This is a genomic window from Micromonospora sp. WMMA1363, assembly GCF_030345795.1.
Taxonomy (GTDB): Bacteria; Actinomycetota; Actinomycetes; order Mycobacteriales; family Micromonosporaceae; genus Micromonospora.
Map to the genome: position 1 here is coordinate 353018 of NZ_JAUALB010000001.1, position 15726 is coordinate 368743.

The following is a 15726-nucleotide window of genomic DNA, read 5'->3' on the forward strand; positions in this document are numbered from 1 at the left end:
CGGGCCGTCAGGTAGCCCGACCCCATGCCCGCCAGGTCACCTCGGCCAGCTTGTCCTGCCCGGCGGCGTTGGGGTGGAACGAGTCGAGCGGGTTCACCAGGTCGAGCGTGAAGCGCACCCGGTGGGCGGCGCCCCCGTCGTAGCGGCAACGGGAGCCGTAGGCCCGGCACGCGGCGGCGAGCTGGCCGTTGTAGGCGTCGATTCGCTTCCGCACGGTGTCCCGGCGGGCCTGGTCCAGTGGGTCGGTCGAGGTCGGGTTGGCCAGCAGGGCGGGGCAGACGCCCCGACGCCACGCCCGCACCGCCCGCTCGTTGGTGTGCCCGACCTCCCACAGCCGGTACAAGTCCGGGATGCTGACCACGAGTACGCGGGCTTTCGGGCGCTTCGTCCGGAGGACTCGCAGCCCGCGGTCGACGTCGGTGCGGAACTGCTTCACCGGTGTCATCGCCTCCACGCCGCCCCGGCAGGCGTCGTTGGCGCCGATGAGCACGGTCACCCGCTCCGGCTTGTCGCGGACCGCCCGCTCGGCCTGCCCGGCGAGCGCCTCCGCGCGGGCCCCCGGCCGGGCGTGGTTGTACGCCCGACCGCGCACCGCGGAGTCCTGGTCGAGCAACCGCCGGTAGTGGCTGTCCACCCGCAGGCTGTTGCCGGTGGACCAGGAGTTGCGCTGGCACGAGGTGAGTACCAGGCAGGAACCGAAGCCGGTGGTGATCGAGTCGCCCAGGGCGGCGATCCCGCCCGCCCCGGCCGCCGCGGACCGGGTGGGTCGTGGTGTCGCGTCGTCCCCGCTCTCGCAGGCGAGCGCTACCAGCGCGAGCAGGCAGGCGGCGGTGGCGACCCAGCGTCGAGGCATGACTTCCCCAGTCGACCGAGCGGAGAGCGACAGCTCAGTAACTCTATGCGTGGGGCGCTAAGCTCCCCCGGTGCTGTCGAGTATGTGGCACAGTTTTGCCGCTGCCCGACTCAACGTGGTAGACGGCGGGGTGCTCGCTGGCCATGCAGCCACCAGCCGAGCGCCCGGGTGATCCGGGGCAGCACCAGGTACGTCATCAGCGGTGTCAGCGCCAGCGTCATGATCAGTACGCGGGCCGCCAGCGGAACACCCGGGATGAATCGACTGGTCAGCAGCGTCGCGGTGAGGCTGAGCGGGAAGAACGCCACCCAGATCGTCACGGCCTGCTTCCACCGTGGCGGCGACGGCGGCGGGATCGTGGGCTCCGTGCTGACCGGCTCGACGGTCTGCTCCCGCGGCGGGTCGAACCAGCCCTCGATCCCCGTCCGCCGCTCGATTCGGGTGTGCTCGACGATGCCCTGCGCGGACGCCAGCCACCAGTGCCGCTGCGGCGACTCCTCCCAGCGGCGCAGGGTCTCGTGGTCGGAGAACCGGTAGAGCATGTGCCACTCGCCGGAGTCCGGTGCGCTGCGGACCCACCCGGCCCCGAGGAACCCGGGAAAGACCTCGGCGAGTGCGGTACCGGCGCGCATCCACGCCACCATCTCGGCGGTCCGGGCGGGGTCTGCGCGCCGCGCGATCGCGACGGTCACCGGCATGGTGTTGGTCATGGTCATGCCCTCCATGCTCCCCGCCCGAGCCGGGATCGGCCGGCTCACGAGAGGTGGGTGTAACGCAACCCACCGGATGGTGACGCGACCCGTCGGATTACCCCGGGCAGGGCGGGATACCCGACGGACCGCCGCCGGGTTAACCGCTCCGTGGGGCGGGTAGGTCGGGGTAATGACGAGATCGCAGCCTAGGCGTGCCCGCGGCACCGTCGGCCACGCCTACAGCGCGCTCAATCTCCGCCTCGTACTCGCTGCCTTCGGCCTGGTCACCATGACCGTCTTCGCCGTGCTGGCGTTCCGGGCCGACGTGGTCTGGCTGGGCGTGTTCTGCACGATCTTCGTGGTGGTCGCCGTGGTCGATATCGTGATCATCCAGCGCCGTCGCGCCGCGCGTCGCCGGGAGGAGCCGGGTGCGCGGCACTCGCTGTTCGAGTGACAGGAGTACGACATGCCCATCGCCACCATCAATCCCGCCACCGGGCAGACGCTCAAGTCCTACGACGCGCTGTCGGTCGAGCAGGTCGACGCCGCGATCGAGCGGGCGGACCACGCGTACCGGCAGCTGCGCGACACCACCGTCGCGCAGCGCGGCCGCTGGCTCGTCGCGACCGCCGACCTGCTGGAGGCCGAGCGCGACGAGACCGCCCGCCTGATGACCACCGAGATGGGCAAGACGTACGCCGCCGCGCGGGCCGAGGTGACCAAGTGCGCCACCGCCTGCCGCTTCTACGCGGCGAAGGCGCCCGAGTTCCTCGCCGACGAGCCCGCCGACGCGGCAGCCGTCAAGGCCGCCCGGGCGTTCGTCCGATACCAGCCGATCGGTCCGGTGCTCGCGGTGATGCCCTGGAACTTCCCGCTCTGGCAGGTGTTCCGCTTCGCCGCGCCGGCGCTGATGGCCGGCAACACCGGCCTGCTCAAGCATGCCTCCAACGTGCCGCAAACCGCCCTGCGGCTGGCGGACCTGTTCCGTCGCGCCGGCTTCCCCGACGCAGCGTTCACCACGCTGCTGGTCGGCTCCGACGCGGTGGACGGGATCCTCAGCGACCCCCGGGTGCGGGCCGCCACGCTGACCGGCAGCGAGCGGGCCGGGCGATCGATCGCCCAGATCGCCGGCCGAGAGCTGAAGAAGACCGTGCTGGAACTCGGCGGCAGCGACCCGTTCGTGGTGATGCCCTCGGCCGACCTGGACCGGGCCGCCGCGGTGGCCACCACCGCCCGCTGCCAGAACAACGGCCAGTCCTGCATCGCCGCGAAACGCTTCATCGTGCATACCGAGGTGTTCGACGCCTTCGCCGAGCGGTTCGCGGCGCGCATGTCCGCGCTGCGACTGGGTGATCCGATGGACGAGGCCACCGACGTGGGACCGCTGGCCAGCGAGGGCGGCCGGGGCGAGATCGACGCCCAGGTCCGGGACGCGGTCGACCAGGGCGCCACGATTCTGTGTGGCGGTGAGCAGCCGGCCGGGGAGGGCTGGTACTACCCGCCCACCGTCGTCACCGACCTCACGCCGGAGATGCGGATGTGGACCGAGGAGGTCTTCGGCCCGGTCGCCGGGCTGTACCGCGTGTCGTCGTACGACGAGGCGATCGAGGTGGCCAACGGCACCGCGTTCGGGCTCGGCTCCAACGCGTGGACCCGGGAACCGCAGGAGCAGGAGCGCTTCGCCACCGACCTGGACGCGGGAAACGTCTTCGTCAACGGCATGACCACATCCTTCCCGGAGCTGCCGTTCGGCGGCGTGAAGAACTCCGGGTACGGGCGGGAGCTGTCCGCCCTGGGCATGCGGGAGTTCTGCAACACCAAGACCGTGTGGGTCGGCGGTGACGGCGGCGGCGCCGCGTCGGCCGGCGCGCACGCCGAGTGAGCTGTCCGAGGAGCGGGCCGGTCGCGCGCCGTGAGATCGCCGCGTCGCGCATGGCGTCCTGACCCGCTAGAGACAACCGCACCCTCGGCCTGGCAGGCTGCCTCCCATGACCCTGAAGCTGCGTTCGTTCGGCACGAGCGACCGTGGGCTGATCCGCAGCGGGAATCAGGACGCCCGCTACGCCGGCACCTGGCTCGTGGCTGTCGCCGACGGCATGGGCGGAATGGCCGCCGGTGACGTGGCCAGCTCCATCGCGATCGACTCCATCGCCCCGCTGGATGTGGCGACCCCGGAGGACGCGCTGGTCGCCGCGTTACAGGGCGGCATCCAGGTGACCACCACCCGGATCCGGCAGGCCGTCCGCGAGGACTCGGAGCGGCAGGGCATGGGGACGACGCTGACCGCGCTGCTCTTCGCCCGGACGGGGAGCTGCCTGGCGCTGGCTCACGTCGGCGACTCGCGGGCGTACCTGTTCCGCGAGGGCGTGCTCAAACAGATCACCCGGGACGACACCTTCGTGCAGATGCTCGTCGACCAGGGGGTCATCACGCCCGACCAGGCGAGCAGCCATCCCCGCCGCGCCGTCGTCACCCAGGCGTTGCAGGGCGCGGAGGTTTCCCCCTCCTATGCCACGATGCTGCCCTGGGCCGGTGACCGCTGGCTGCTCTGCAGCGACGGCCTGTCCAACGTGGTCCGCCCGGAAACCCTCGCCGAGGTGCTCGCCGAGTACCGCGACCGGGCCGACTGCGCCCGGAAGTTGATCGACCTGGCACTGCGCGCGGGCGGCCCGGACAACGTCACCGTGATTGTCGCCGACGTGGTGGAGGAGTAGCCGTTCAGCGGCGGCGGCGGCGCGGCGTGGCGCGTCGGGTTGGCTCGGCCGTGGTCGGGTCCTCCGGCCAGGGGTGCCGCGGGTAGCGTCCCCGCAGCTCCGCCCGGACCTGCGGGTAACCCGACCGCCAGAACGAATCCAGGTCGCCGGTGACCGCGACCGGCCGCCCAGCCGGGGAGAGCAGATGCAGAAGGACGGGCACCCGGCCGCCGGCGATCCGTGGTGTCGCCCGCCAGCCGAACGTCTCCTGGAGCTTCACCGCGAGCACCGGCGTGGTCGGATCCGCGTAGTCGACCCGAATCCGTGATCCGCTCGGCACGGCGATGCGCTCGGGCACCAACTCGTCGACGCGGGCGGCGAGCGGTCCCGGCAGAAGCCGGCGCAGCGCGGCGGCGACGTCGGTGCGGGCGAGGTCGGTGCGGCGGCGGGCGGCGGCCAGCTCCGGCCCGAGCCAGGCTGGCGCCGCGGCGAGCAGCGCCTCGTCACCCACGTCGGGCCAGTCGTCGCCGAGCGCGGCGCGGCAGAACGCCAGCCGCTCCCGCAGTGATCGCGCCGCCGGGGTCCAGGTCAGCAGGTCCAAACCGGTCCGGCGCAGCCCGTCCAGCAGAGCGGCCGCCAGCTCCGCCGGGTCGGGACGGGCCAGTGGACGCCCGACCAGATCCAGGGCGCCCAACCGGACCACCTCGCGGGCCACCACGTCCGTTCCGGACCACGCCACCTCACGCGTCGTGGCGAGTAGCGGCCCGGCCGCCTCCCGGGCGGTCGTCTCGTCCACCGGGGTGGCCAGTCGGATCCGTGCGGCGGGGGCTCCGGGGGAGCGGTCAGCCACCGCGACCGCCAGCCACGCCGACCCGGCCAGCGCCGACCCGGGCGCCAGCTCCGCGGCCGTCCCGCCGGTCATCAGATACGCCGAGCCGCCCGGCCGCCGCGCTCGGGCCAGCCGTTCCGGGTACGCGAGACCGGCCACCAGCCCGGCCGCGAGGTCATCCGGCAGGTGGTCCTCGGGGCGCCCTGCGGCCCCCGTTGCGTCGCTGTCCCGCCCGACGGGCTTGCGGACCGTGCCGGTCACCACACCGTGCGTGTGGGTGGTCGGGCCCGGGTCCCCCGGTGGCAGGGCGGTGCGCAACCGGCGTACCTCGGCCCGCCAGCGGGCGCTGGCGGCGGGATCGGTGTCGGCGCGGAGCCGCCGCCAGACAGCGCTCAGGTCGTCGTCGGGACCGGCGACGCCTTCCTCGGCGAGCAACGCCACGATCTCGGCTGCCCGGTCCCGGCCCACCCGGGCCGCGCCGTCCAGCAGGGCACGGGCCAGTCGCGGGTGGGCGCCGGCGGCGGCGATCGCCCGGCCCCGGTCGGTGACGTGGCCGTCCGCGTCGAGCGCGCCGAGCGTGGCGAGGGTGTCGCGGGCCACCGCGAGAGCGGCCGCCGGCGGGGGGTCGGGCAACGCGAGCCCCCGGCCGTCCGGTGCGCCCCAGGCGGCGAGGTCGAGGGCGAACCCGGTCAGGTCGGCCGTGGCGATCTCCGGCTCCGGCTGCGCGGCCAGCCGTTCGTGGGCCGCCGCCGACCAGCAGCGGTACACGTGGCCGGGGGCCTCCCGTCCCGCGCGTCCGGCGCGCTGGGTGGCGGCGGCCCGGGACACCGGCACGGTGACCAGCGCGCCCAGCCCGCGGGCCAGGTCCAGCCGGGCGACCCGGGCCAGCCCGGCGTCGACCACCACCCGCACGCCCGGCACGGTGAGGCTGCTCTCCGCGATCGCGGTGGCCAGCACCACCCGCCGCCGCGTGGCGGCTGCTGCGGGTCCGGGCGCGGCCACTTCGGGCCGAGACGGTCGGGGCCGCAGCACGGTGTCCTGGTCGGCCGCCCGCTGTCGGCCGTGCAGTGTCCGGATGGCCACCTCGGTGTGCAGATCGGCGAGGCGGCGCGCCACGGTGGCGATCTCACCCGCCCCGGGCAGGAAGACCAGCAGATCGCCGTCGCGCTCGCGTAACGCCCGGCGGACCGTGGCCGCGACGTGATCGAGTAGCGCCGGGTCGACCCGGCCGGCGCCGGGTGGGGCAACCGGCCGGGGCGGCGGCGCCCAGACCCGGGTCACCGGGTGCAGGGCCGAGTCGGCCCGCACGACCGGTGCGGGTGTGTCGCCACCGAGCAACGCGGCGACCCGATCCGCGTCAGGGGTCGCCGACATGCCGAGCAGCCACAGGTCGGGACGGAGCGCGGCCCGCGACTCCACCGCGAAGGCGAGTGCCAGGTCACCGTCGAGCTGCCGCTCGTGGATCTCGTCGAGGAGGACGGCACCGGTGCCGGGCAGCTCCGGGTCGCGCTGCAGCCGGCGGACCAGCAGGCCGGTCGTGACCACCTCCACCCGCGTGCGCGGACCGGCGCGCCGGTCGCCGCGGACCGCGTACCCGATCCGTTCGCCCACCCGTTCGCCCAGCAACGCTGCCATCCGGTGGGCGGCGGCGCGTGCCGCGACCCGGCGCGGCTGTGCCACCAGCACCCGCCCGGCCACGTCGTCGGCCACGGCGAGCGGCACCAGGGTGGTCTTGCCGGTGCCGGGCGGGGCCACCAGCACCCCGGTGCCGGTGGACCGCAGCGCCGCGACGAGCGCCGGCAGCGCCGACCGGACCGGCAGGTCGAGGTGAACGTCGGAGAGCACGCCGGAGAGTCTTCCACCGTCGGTGGCGGGCGATCGGGCCGGTTCCCGGCAGCCGCGCCCGATGGAACCGGTGCTAGTCGGCGCGTACCCCGTCGATCCCGGACACGAAGGTCCGCCAGGCCGGCAGCGGAAACGCCAGCACCGGCCCCCGCCGGTCCTTGCTGTCCCGGACCGCGATCCGACCGTCCACCCTGGCCACCTCGACGCAGTTGCCGTTGCCCACACTGCGGCTGCTGATGCGCCAGTTCCCCCCGTTGTGCGCGGTCATCGCGGTACCTCTCGTCTGTCCCGGCGCGCCGCGTCAGACGGTCACGCAAAGTTACGAGAAGCCTCCGTCAAGCGTGCGTGAGACGCCTCCGGACCGAGCGCCAACCGGCGCAGCTCCTCGTGCACCAGGCTATACCCGGTGACGTGTCCCGCCTCCTCCAGCGCCAGCCCTGTCGTGAGGTTTTCCAGGTAGACGACGGCGGCGTCGGCCACATCGGCGAACGTCAGAATCACGTACGGCACGTTCATCGCGGGGTGTCCGCCGGCCGGGAACGGCAGTACCTGAATCGTTACGTTCGGTAGTTGAGCTGCCTTGGCGATGTGCGCCAACTGATCGGCCATCACCGCGCGACCGCCGACCGGTCGGCAGAGCACCGCCTCGTTGAGAACCACTGACAGCTCCACCGGGCCGTCGCGGTGCAGCACCTCCTGCCGGCGCAGGCGCGCGGCGACCTTGCGTTCGATACCCTCCTCGCCGGCGGTGCGCCGGAAGACCTCCCGCGCGTACGCCTCGGTCTGGAGCAGGCCGGGTACCGCCTCCGCCTCGTACGTGCGCAGGGTCGCCGCCTCCGCCTCCAGTCCGACGTAGAACTCGAACCACTCCGGTAGCACGTCGCTGTAGTTCTGCCACCAGCCGCGCTGCTGGGCGTCGCGGGCGATGTCGATCAGCGCCTCGGCGTCCACGCCGGTCACCTGGTAGAGGGCCAGCGCGGCGCGTACGTCCCGCGGCTTGATGCCGATCTGTGCGTTCTCGATGCGGGACAGGTTGCTCTTGGACATGTCCAACTGCCGGGCGGCGACATCCAGGGTCATCCCCGCTCGCTCCCGTAGGTGGCGGAGTTCCCGGGCGATACGGCGGCGGCGGACGGTCGGGCTCGCGGTCACCCTCCGAGTCTGTCATGACGAGAATCCGCAGGTCGCATGGATACGGAGTGCAACCGCTGAAAGTGGGAGTTGCGTTGCAGATTCGCTCGGTGCATCCTTGCCCGGTCGCGATCACTGTGGACGACGTGTTCGGGAGGCCGGTTGCTCATCGCCGACGAGTTCTTCCTGATCGCCCACAACGACATCCGGGGCAAGGCGAAGCTGCATCCGGCGGCGACCGGCCTCGGGCTCGCCGGTGGCCTCCTCGGCGAACTCGTCCTGTATGGACATGTCACCGTCTCCGACGGCCTGGTCACGATCGTCGATCGTCGACCACCGGTGGATGCGCTCGCCCACACGGTGCTCGACCAACTGATCGGCGAGCCCCGGCACCAGTCGGCCCGGACCTGGCTGAGCTTCCTCGCCCAGACCGCGACGGCCGCCGTGGGGGAGCGGTTGGCCCGGGCGGGGGTCCTGCGGCGTCAGGAGGGTCGCCGCCTGCTGCGCACCACCGTGAGCTACGTCCCGATCGACCCGAACACGGCCGCCTGGCCGGCCACCCGAATGCGGGTGCTCCTGGAGCGGTCGGAACCCCCGCCGACCCTCTCCGACGCGCTGCTGCTCGGCCTCATCGCCGCGGCCGGGCTGAGCCGGGAGGTGCTCTGGACGGCCGCCCCCGGCGCCCACCACCGGCTCGCCGGTCTGGTGGCCGCCCTGCCCCCGCCGCTGAAGGAACTGGTCGTGCACACCGAGGCCGCCGTCGGGGCCGCGGTGCTGCGCGGCGCCCCGTGACCCCGGCACCCCCCCCGCATCCCCTCGCTGAACCGGAGCGCGCATGTCCTCGACAGCAACGATCGAACGACCGAGCAACGTCTCCGAAGCGCTGGCCCGTGGCCGGCTCGGCGTACCATCGGTGATCTTCTTTGTCCTCTCCGCCGCCGCTCCGCTGACCGTCGTGGCGGGCGTGGTGACCACCGGCTACGGCGTCGTCGGCGTCCTCGGCATCCCGCTGGCGTTCCTGGCGGTGGCCGCGGTGCTCGCTCTCTTCTCCGTCGGCTACGTGGCGATGGCCCGCCGGTTGGCCAACGCCGGCGCCTTCTACGCCTACGTGTCCCGCGGGCTGGGCCGGCCGGCCGGCGTCGGTGCCGCCTGGGTGGCACTGATCGCGTACAACGCCCTCCAGGTGGGGTTGTACGGTGCCATCGGCGCGGCCGCGGCGCCGGTGCTGGACCGGCTCTTCGGTGTGGCCGTGCACTGGTGGTTGGTGGCGCTGGTCGCCTGGGTGATCGTCGCCGTGCTCGGACTGCTGCGGGTCGACATCAACGGTCTGGTCCTCGCCGCGCTGCTGGTCGCCGAGATCGCGGTGATCCTCGTGTTCGACCTCGGCCAGCTCGGCAACCCCGCCGACGGGCAGGTCAGCCTCGCCGCGTTCGCGCCCGACAACCTCTTCGTCCCGGGAGTCGGCGCGGTACTGGTCCTGGCGATCCTCGGTTTCGTCGGCTTCGAGTCCAGTGTCGTATTCAGCGAGGAGAGCAAGGACCCGCGGCGGACGGTGCCGCTGGCTACCTACCTCTCCATCGCGATCATCGCCGTCGTCTACGCGCTCTCCTCCTGGACCATGACCGTGGCGGTCGGGCCGGACCGGATCGTCGAGCAGGCCGGTGAGCAGAGCGTCGGGCTGATCTTCAGCCTGGCGGGCGAGCATCTCGGCAGCACCGTTGTCGCCATCGGCGAGGCGCTGTTCCTGACCTCCGTACTGGCCGCGATGATCTCGTTCCACAACACCACCGCCCGGTACACGTTCGCCCTCGGCCGGGAGCGGGTGCTGCCGGCGGTCTTCGGGCGGACGTCGCCGCTCACCGGCGCGCCGCGGGCGGCGTCGATCGCGCAGAGCACGCTCGGCCTGGTGGTGATCCTGCTCTACGCGGTCAACGGTTGGGACCCGATCGTCCAGCTCTTCTATTGGTGCGGTACCAGTGGCGGCTTCGGCGTGCTGCTGCTGATCGCCACCACGGCGGTAGCGGTGATCGCCTATTTCGCCCGCAGCGGCACCGAGGAGACGCTGTGGCGCCGTACGGTCGCGCCGGGCCTCGCGGCGCTGGCGTTGGTCGGTATCGTCACCCTGGCGGTGGTCAACTTCGCCGATCTGCTCGGCGTGGCGCCGGACTCCACCCTGCGCTGGGCGATCCCGGTTGCCTATCCGGTGGCCGCGCTGGTGGGTGTGGTCTGGGCGCTGGTGCTGCGGGCGAGCCGGCCCGACACGTACGCCCGGATCGGCCTCGGCGCGCAGAGCGCGGCGGTGGGCGTGGTCCCCGAGTTCTCGTTGGCCGCCGAGCGGGCGGAGACGCGCCGGTGAGCGACGTCGCGGTCGAGCGCCTGGGTCCGGCGGAGACCCGGCTGGTCGCCGAGCGGATCGCCCAGGCGTTCCTGGTGCTCGACGCACCGCGCTGGCTCGTGCCGGACGAGGGTGGCCGGGAGACGGTGCTGGCGGGACAGTTCGAGATCCTGGTCGACCACGCGATGCGGCATGGCCTGGTGCTCGGCACCGCAGAGCGGGCCGGCGTCGCCGTCTGGTTTCCCTCGGTCGGTGATTCGGTGCCGTCCCCGAAGGACTACGACCGCCGGCTCGCCGCGGCGTGCGGCGAGTGGACCGAGCGGTTCGCCCACCTTGACGAGCTGTTCGCCAAGAACCATCCGCACCCGGACCACCACCATCTGGCATTTCTCGCCGTCCGGCCGGACCGGCAGGGCCAGGGGGTGGGCAGCACACTGCTGCGGCACCACCACGACTGGCTGGATGCCAACGGGATGCCGGGCTACCTGGAGGCCGCGAGCGAAACCGGCCGCGATCTGTACGCGCGGCACGGCTACCAGGTCCACGAGCCGTTCCGGCTGCCCGACGGCACCCCGTTCTGGCCGATGTGGCGCGATCCCCGCTGAGGAGCAGGGAAAGACCCTTCCGCCACCGTTCCTTGGGTGGTGGAAGGGTCTTTCCACAATCGGTGGGTCCGGACTCCACGGTGGCCAGGGCTCCCCGCCCCAGGCCGTTGTCACCGCCGACTCAGTACGTGCCGGCCAGTTGCCCGCGCAGCTTGGCCAGCGCCCGGGACAGCAGTCGGGACACGTGCATCTGGGAGACACCGATCTGCTCGGCGATCTGCGACTGGGTCAGGCTGCCAGAGAAGCGCAGCGTGAGGATTTTCTGCTCGCGCTCGTCCAGGGTGGCGAGCGCGGGGCCGAGCGCGACCCGCAGCTCCGCCAGCTCGTACTCGTCGTCCTCGCGGCCGAGCAGGTCGCCCAGTTCGGTGGCCCGGTCGCCGTCGCCGGCGGGGGTGGACAGCGACACCGCGTTGTAGGCGCGGGCACCTTCGAGCCCCTCCAGGACCTCTTCCTCGGTGATGTCGAGGTGGGCGGCGATGTCGTTGACCGTCGGCGACCGGCCGAGGGTCTGCACCAGTGAGCTGTTGGCGTCGGAGATGGCCAGCCGTAGCTCCTGGAGGCGGCGGGGGACCCGGATGTCCCAGGTGCGGTCGCGGAAGTGCCGCTTGAGCTCACCGATGATCGTGGGGATCGCGTATCGGGCGAAGTCGACGCCGCGGGACGGGTCGAACTTGTCGATTGCCTTGATCAGCCCGACGGCGGCGGTCTGGCTCAGGTCGTCGGTGGGCTCCCCGCGACCGCTGTAGCGCTGCGCGAGGTGGTTGGCGAGCGGCAGCCAGGCCTCGATGGCCCGGTCGCGCAGCGCGGCGCGGGATGGGTGGTTGGCCGGCAGGGCGGCCATCGCGTCGAGCACCTCGGCGGAGCTGTCGGTGAGTGCCCGCGGGGCGAGCGTCTCGGTGGTGGCCGGCGCGGCCTTCGTCGCGTGGTCGCTGATCGCTGGCGCGGTCATGGATGGTCCTCCCTGCACCTCGTCCGCGGATTAGTACGTGACGCCGTTGGTTTAGCTTCAGATGTCCGTTCGGAAGTCACCCTAGCCTGATCGTCTCCTCGGAATCTAGCTGAACGGCTGATGTACTTAACGGACTCTAAACGTTAAAACGCCCTACAAGTTACATGACGGGCTCCTGCTGTGGGCTTACTCGTCGTTCCGGGCATCCGGTGCTCGCCACCCATGCGTCGACGCCGGCCGGCTGATCGGGTGCCGGGAACCGTCAGGCGGTCGTCCGCAGCTCAGGCGACCGACCACCGGTGTCGACTTTCCGTCGTTGTCCCGTCGACGGGACCAGCCTTAGCGTCGCGGATGACAACAGTCGCACCGGAGGCATCGTGCTGGACCCATCCGCTCCCCAGCTCGTGGTGAACAGCCGCACGCTCTACTTCAGCTGGCTCCCGGCGGATCCCGACGCGGTGTCGGCGCTGGTCCCCGCCGGGCTGCGGCCCCGCCCGGACCGGCAGGTCTTCATGAACCAGTACGTCGTCGACGACGCGAGCCAGACCTCCGGCTTCGGGGCATACTCACTGACCTACCTCGGGGTCTCGCTGGTCGGGGTGGACGCGCCCGGTGGGGAGAGCCCGGGCGGCTGGTGGACCCACTACGTCGCCTCCAGCGACCGAGTCCGGGAGTACGCGGCGGCCCGGGGTGCGCCAGCCGGACGCGGGCGGACCACCATCGGCAGCGACGGCGGGTTCCTGGTGGCCGAGACCGAGATCGACGGCGTTCCGGTGATCCGGGCGCGCTGCGAGGTCGGCGACGCCGGCCGGACGGTCAGTAGCGGGCACCACCGCTACTTCACCGCCCGCGGCGGGCGGCTCCTCAACGCCGTCTACCCGTACGTCGCCGAGCCGGTCACCCCGTTCGTCATCGAGTCGGTGGAGTTCTTGGCGCCGGCACATCCGATCTACGCGCTGCGCCCGGAGAATCCGCTCACCATCGCGTTCGGCTTCTACGCGCCACGCGCTTCGTTCGCCTACCCCGGTGGGTTGACCGAACACCGCGCCGACGCCGAGCTGGTCGGAGCGGGCGCAGCTCACCAGGTACCGGCGCGTCGGGCCGCCAGCGGCCTGCCGTCCGGGTCGTAGGCCAGCCGGTACAACGGCAGCGCCCAGGCCCGGGTGTACCACGGCAGCAGCGGCCCGGGCCGGTACGGCCGGAGCCGCCCCGGCGGACGGGGACCGGCTTGACCCCCGTCGTACCACCGCTGTAGCGCGTCCGCGGCGGCCGTGACGGCGTTGACGGCGTCCGTGGGATCGAGCAGATCGGCGTCCTCGCCACCGTCCGGGTCCCGGTCGAGGTGCTCCCGGAGCAGCCGCAGGCGTAGTTCCCGGGCGAAGACCCGGGCCCCGTCGCCGATGCCGGCCGGGTCCACCGGGTCCCGCCGGTCGCGGGTGTCGTCGACCACCGCGCAGGACAGCTCGCTGTCGTAGGTCCAGGAGCGGAGGTTGAGGTTGTCGCTGCCGACGGTGGCCCAGACGTCGTCCACGACGCAGATCTTGGCGTGGACGTACACCGGGATCCCGGCGTGGTTCTCCACGTCGAAGACGTGGAGCCGGCCCGGCGCGGTCCGGGTCAACAGCGACAGGGCCCTTTCCTGGCCGATCAGGTTGGGCGGCAGCGACAGCCGGCTGTCGTTGCCGGGATGGCGGGGCATCACGGCGATCATGTGCAGGCGCGGGTTCGCGCGCAGGGACCGTGCGAAGACGTCCGCCACCTCGGACGACCAGAGGAACGGGTTCTCCAGGTAGATGAGCCGGCGGGCCCTTCGCAGCGCCTTCAGGTAGCCCCGGGCCACCGTACGCTCGCCGGCCGGGGCGAACGGGTAGCGGGGTCGCCTCCTGGGATAGGTCCGCAGGACCTGGATGTGATGGGGACCGCAGGCCGGCGGGGGCGGAGGCTGGTCGGGCAGCGGGTTCGGGCGTAGGTCCGCGTGGAAAAGCCGGTCGCGCAGATACGCGAGGGGTCTCGCCGAGTCCAACGGCGCCCGGTCGGCCCACCGCTCCCGGAACACGCCGTCGAGTACCCCGACCACCGGCCCGCGGAGCGCCAGCTGCGAGTCGTGCCAGGGCGGGCGCTCGCCGTACCGCCTGGACATGCGTACCGCCTGCGGATCGCCGTGATGCTCGGCGCCGTCCCGACGGCTGTGGCACAGGTCGATGCCGCCGGCGAACGCGATGTCGCGTTCCGGGCAACGGGGGTGCCGCAGCACCACGAGCTTCTGGTGGTGTGAGCCACCGCGGCGGACCCGCTGGTCGAGCAGCACCTGGCCGCCGGCGTCGTCGACCTCCTCGCTGAGGTTGCGGTTCTCCTCCTCGCTGAAGGTGAGTACGTCGAGGTGCGAGCGCCAGATCAGCCCCTTGACCACCGCGCCGCGCCGGGCGGCCCGGGCGAACAACCGGCACACCGGCGGGCCGTCGGGCCGCATCCGTTCGTCGGGATCGCCCCGCCAGTCGAAGAAGAAGAGGTGGTCACCGGGCTCCAGGGCCTCCACCTCCCGTGCCAGCCGGTCGAAGTAGGCCGCACCGTGAATCAGGGGCTCGGCGAGGTTTCCGCTGGTCCAGACGGGTAATTCTGACCTCGGATTGCCGCGTTCGGCTGCGGAGAGAAGCCACTCGTGGGGTACCACATTCCCACCCCTTCCGAGTCGAACGAGTCGGTGGACCCCGCCGAGGGCACGGCCAACCGGCACCACCGGCGGGTCGACCCACGGCATACCCAAACGATCCTGTACCGAACACCGAGGAGGCCACAGCATGCACGGCGAGACGACGAACTCCGTGACCGAGTACCGCGAGCAGGCGGTGGAGGGGGAACGGGGAGCGCTGGTGGCCGTGCTGGTGATGGTGATCCTCGGAGTGGCCGGCATCTTCGTCGTGTCCTGACGGCCGACGTGGCGGTGGGCACCGGAATCGGCCCGGCGCGCCCACCGCGGTCTCATCGGCTGGGCGGTGCGTCTCGTCGCATCCGGGGCCAGGCAGGCGTCGCTCACACCCAGGGTCGGGCGAGGCGTTGAAGCCGGCACGCCGGCAGGGCCAGCAGGAGACGACACGGCCCCGCTCTCCCGGGGCGGGAGAGCGGGGCCACGTGCTGTTACGTCGTGGGCTGGCCGGAGCCGGGGCAGGTTCCCCGGCTGCCTATCGCCTGATGCGGCGGGCAGGAACCGCCGGGGCTTACACCGACGCGGACTCCGCAGGCGGAGCACTGAGATTGAGGTGCCATGACTGGACTCCCTGCGGGATCTGGTAGTCCGGATAGGGGTCTGTCTCGGGCTCGGGCCTATCCCCGGACGCCGCCGTGCCTCGCAGGTAGATCACCGAGCCATCGCGGGCCGTGAGCCGGATCGCGGCAGCGACCGGCACCTCCACGCCAGGCTGACGGCACAGCTCCCACGAGGTGAAGACCTCGGGTTGGGCGGTGTCAAGGAGTTGCTGCGCGAGCACGAGGATTCGAGCAGCCCGCCACTTCGGGGGCAGCGGCTCGGTGGGCAGCGGCGCCGGCGTGGCGTCCCGCGGCGGCACGGCGGCCCACAGCATGGCGAATGACCCGACCTGATGGCCAACCTTGATCCCTGTGGGCGACTGGCCGCCCGGCTGGGTGTCCGAACCATACCGCGACACCGACACGATGTCGGGGTGCTCGGCCACCCGGAGGATCGCCTCCATCACGTCCAGTGCCTGGGATACCTGCACGGCGCTCTCCTGACCTGTTGAGGGATCGTGGCAGCTCACGAGCCGGGCCAGTCTACCGGC

16 protein-coding genes are annotated in these 15726 nt (G+C 72.4%); 8 read left to right on the plus strand and 8 right to left on the minus strand.

Annotation, left to right across the window (positions count from 1 at the left end):
- Positions 1-7 precede the first annotated feature (7 nt).
- Together QTQ03_RS01635 and QTQ03_RS01640 are read right to left on the minus strand one after the other, a co-directional pair.
- Positions 8-853: a GDSL-type esterase/lipase family protein gene (locus QTQ03_RS01635; protein ID WP_289276378.1), complete on the minus strand. Its 846-nt coding sequence runs from the start codon at positions 851-853 to the stop codon at positions 8-10.
- A gap of 110 nt (positions 854-963) precedes the next feature.
- Positions 964-1569, minus strand: a complete 606-nt coding sequence (locus QTQ03_RS01640) for an antibiotic biosynthesis monooxygenase (protein WP_289276379.1) — start codon at positions 1567-1569, stop codon at positions 964-966.
- Positions 1570-1735: 166 nt separating this feature from the next.
- Here QTQ03_RS01640 and QTQ03_RS01645 point away from each other — a divergent pair, with 166 nt between their 5' ends.
- From QTQ03_RS01645 to QTQ03_RS01655, 3 genes are all read left to right on the plus strand, one after another.
- Positions 1736-1999, plus strand: coding sequence for a DUF6343 family protein (locus QTQ03_RS01645; RefSeq protein ID WP_289276380.1), 264 nt, complete (start codon positions 1736-1738; stop codon positions 1997-1999).
- A 12-nt stretch (positions 2000-2011) separates the two neighbouring features.
- On the plus strand, positions 2012-3427 hold the full coding sequence (locus QTQ03_RS01650) for an NADP-dependent succinic semialdehyde dehydrogenase (RefSeq protein WP_289276381.1): 1416 nt from the start codon (positions 2012-2014) through the stop codon (positions 3425-3427).
- A gap of 106 nt (positions 3428-3533) precedes the next feature.
- Positions 3534-4259: a PP2C family protein-serine/threonine phosphatase gene (locus tag QTQ03_RS01655; protein WP_289276382.1), complete on the plus strand. Its 726-nt coding sequence runs from the start codon at positions 3534-3536 to the stop codon at positions 4257-4259.
- A gap of 4 nt (positions 4260-4263) precedes the next feature.
- Here QTQ03_RS01655 and hrpB read toward each other — a convergent pair whose 3' ends face one another.
- The 3 genes from hrpB to QTQ03_RS01670 all read right to left on the minus strand — a co-directional run bounded on the left by hrpB (position 4264) and on the right by QTQ03_RS01670 (position 8064).
- Complete coding sequence (hrpB, locus tag QTQ03_RS01660; protein WP_289276383.1) at positions 4264-6912, minus strand: ATP-dependent helicase HrpB; 2649 nt, start codon at positions 6910-6912, stop codon at positions 4264-4266.
- Positions 6913-6985: 73 nt separating this feature from the next.
- On the minus strand, positions 6986-7180 hold the full coding sequence (locus QTQ03_RS01665; RefSeq protein WP_289276384.1) for a DUF397 domain-containing protein: 195 nt from the start codon (positions 7178-7180) through the stop codon (positions 6986-6988).
- A gap of 41 nt (positions 7181-7221) precedes the next feature.
- Positions 7222-8064 carry a helix-turn-helix domain-containing protein gene (locus QTQ03_RS01670; RefSeq protein ID WP_289276385.1) on the minus strand — a complete coding sequence of 281 codons (843 nt, stop codon included), beginning with the start codon at positions 8062-8064 and terminating at the stop codon, positions 7222-7224.
- 141 nt (positions 8065-8205) lie between these two features.
- On the opposite strand from QTQ03_RS01670, the gene QTQ03_RS01675 reads away from it, so the two are divergent.
- Genes QTQ03_RS01675 through QTQ03_RS01685 form a run of 3 tightly spaced genes read left to right on the plus strand, consistent with a single transcriptional unit; the run spans position 8206 to position 10983 of the window.
- Positions 8206-8835, plus strand: a complete 630-nt coding sequence (locus QTQ03_RS01675; RefSeq protein WP_289276386.1) for a GOLPH3/VPS74 family protein — start codon at positions 8206-8208, stop codon at positions 8833-8835.
- Positions 8836-8878: 43 nt separating this feature from the next.
- Positions 8879-10399, plus strand: coding sequence for an APC family permease (locus QTQ03_RS01680; protein WP_289276387.1), 1521 nt, complete (start codon positions 8879-8881; stop codon positions 10397-10399).
- Positions 10396-10983, plus strand: a complete 588-nt coding sequence (locus tag QTQ03_RS01685) for a GNAT family N-acetyltransferase (RefSeq protein WP_289276388.1) — start codon at positions 10396-10398, stop codon at positions 10981-10983. Before QTQ03_RS01680 ends, QTQ03_RS01685 begins: the two co-directional genes overlap by 4 nt.
- Before the next feature lie 121 nt (positions 10984-11104).
- Here QTQ03_RS01685 and QTQ03_RS01690 read toward each other — a convergent pair whose 3' ends face one another.
- Positions 11105-11932: a SigB/SigF/SigG family RNA polymerase sigma factor gene (locus QTQ03_RS01690; protein ID WP_289276389.1), complete on the minus strand. Its 828-nt coding sequence runs from the start codon at positions 11930-11932 to the stop codon at positions 11105-11107.
- Positions 11933-12309: 377 nt separating this feature from the next.
- Between QTQ03_RS01690 and QTQ03_RS01695 the strand changes: the two genes are divergently transcribed.
- Complete coding sequence (locus QTQ03_RS01695; RefSeq protein ID WP_289276390.1) at positions 12310-13062, plus strand: hypothetical protein; 753 nt, start codon at positions 12310-12312, stop codon at positions 13060-13062.
- Here the strand turns inward: QTQ03_RS01695 and QTQ03_RS01700 are convergent.
- Complete coding sequence (locus QTQ03_RS01700; RefSeq protein WP_289276391.1) at positions 13011-14603, minus strand: phospholipase D family protein; 1593 nt, start codon at positions 14601-14603, stop codon at positions 13011-13013. The genes QTQ03_RS01695 and QTQ03_RS01700 overlap by 52 nt on opposite strands.
- Positions 14604-14730: 127 nt before the next feature.
- Between QTQ03_RS01700 and QTQ03_RS01705 the strand changes: the two genes are divergently transcribed.
- On the plus strand, positions 14731-14859 hold the full coding sequence (locus QTQ03_RS01705; protein ID WP_289276392.1) for a hypothetical protein: 129 nt from the start codon (positions 14731-14733) through the stop codon (positions 14857-14859).
- A gap of 288 nt (positions 14860-15147) precedes the next feature.
- Here the strand turns inward: QTQ03_RS01705 and QTQ03_RS01710 are convergent, their stop codons facing one another.
- A complete protein-coding gene (locus tag QTQ03_RS01710; protein ID WP_289276393.1) occupies positions 15148-15666 on the minus strand; it encodes a hypothetical protein in 519 nt (172 codons plus the stop codon).
- Between the last annotated feature and the right edge of the window lie 60 nt (positions 15667-15726).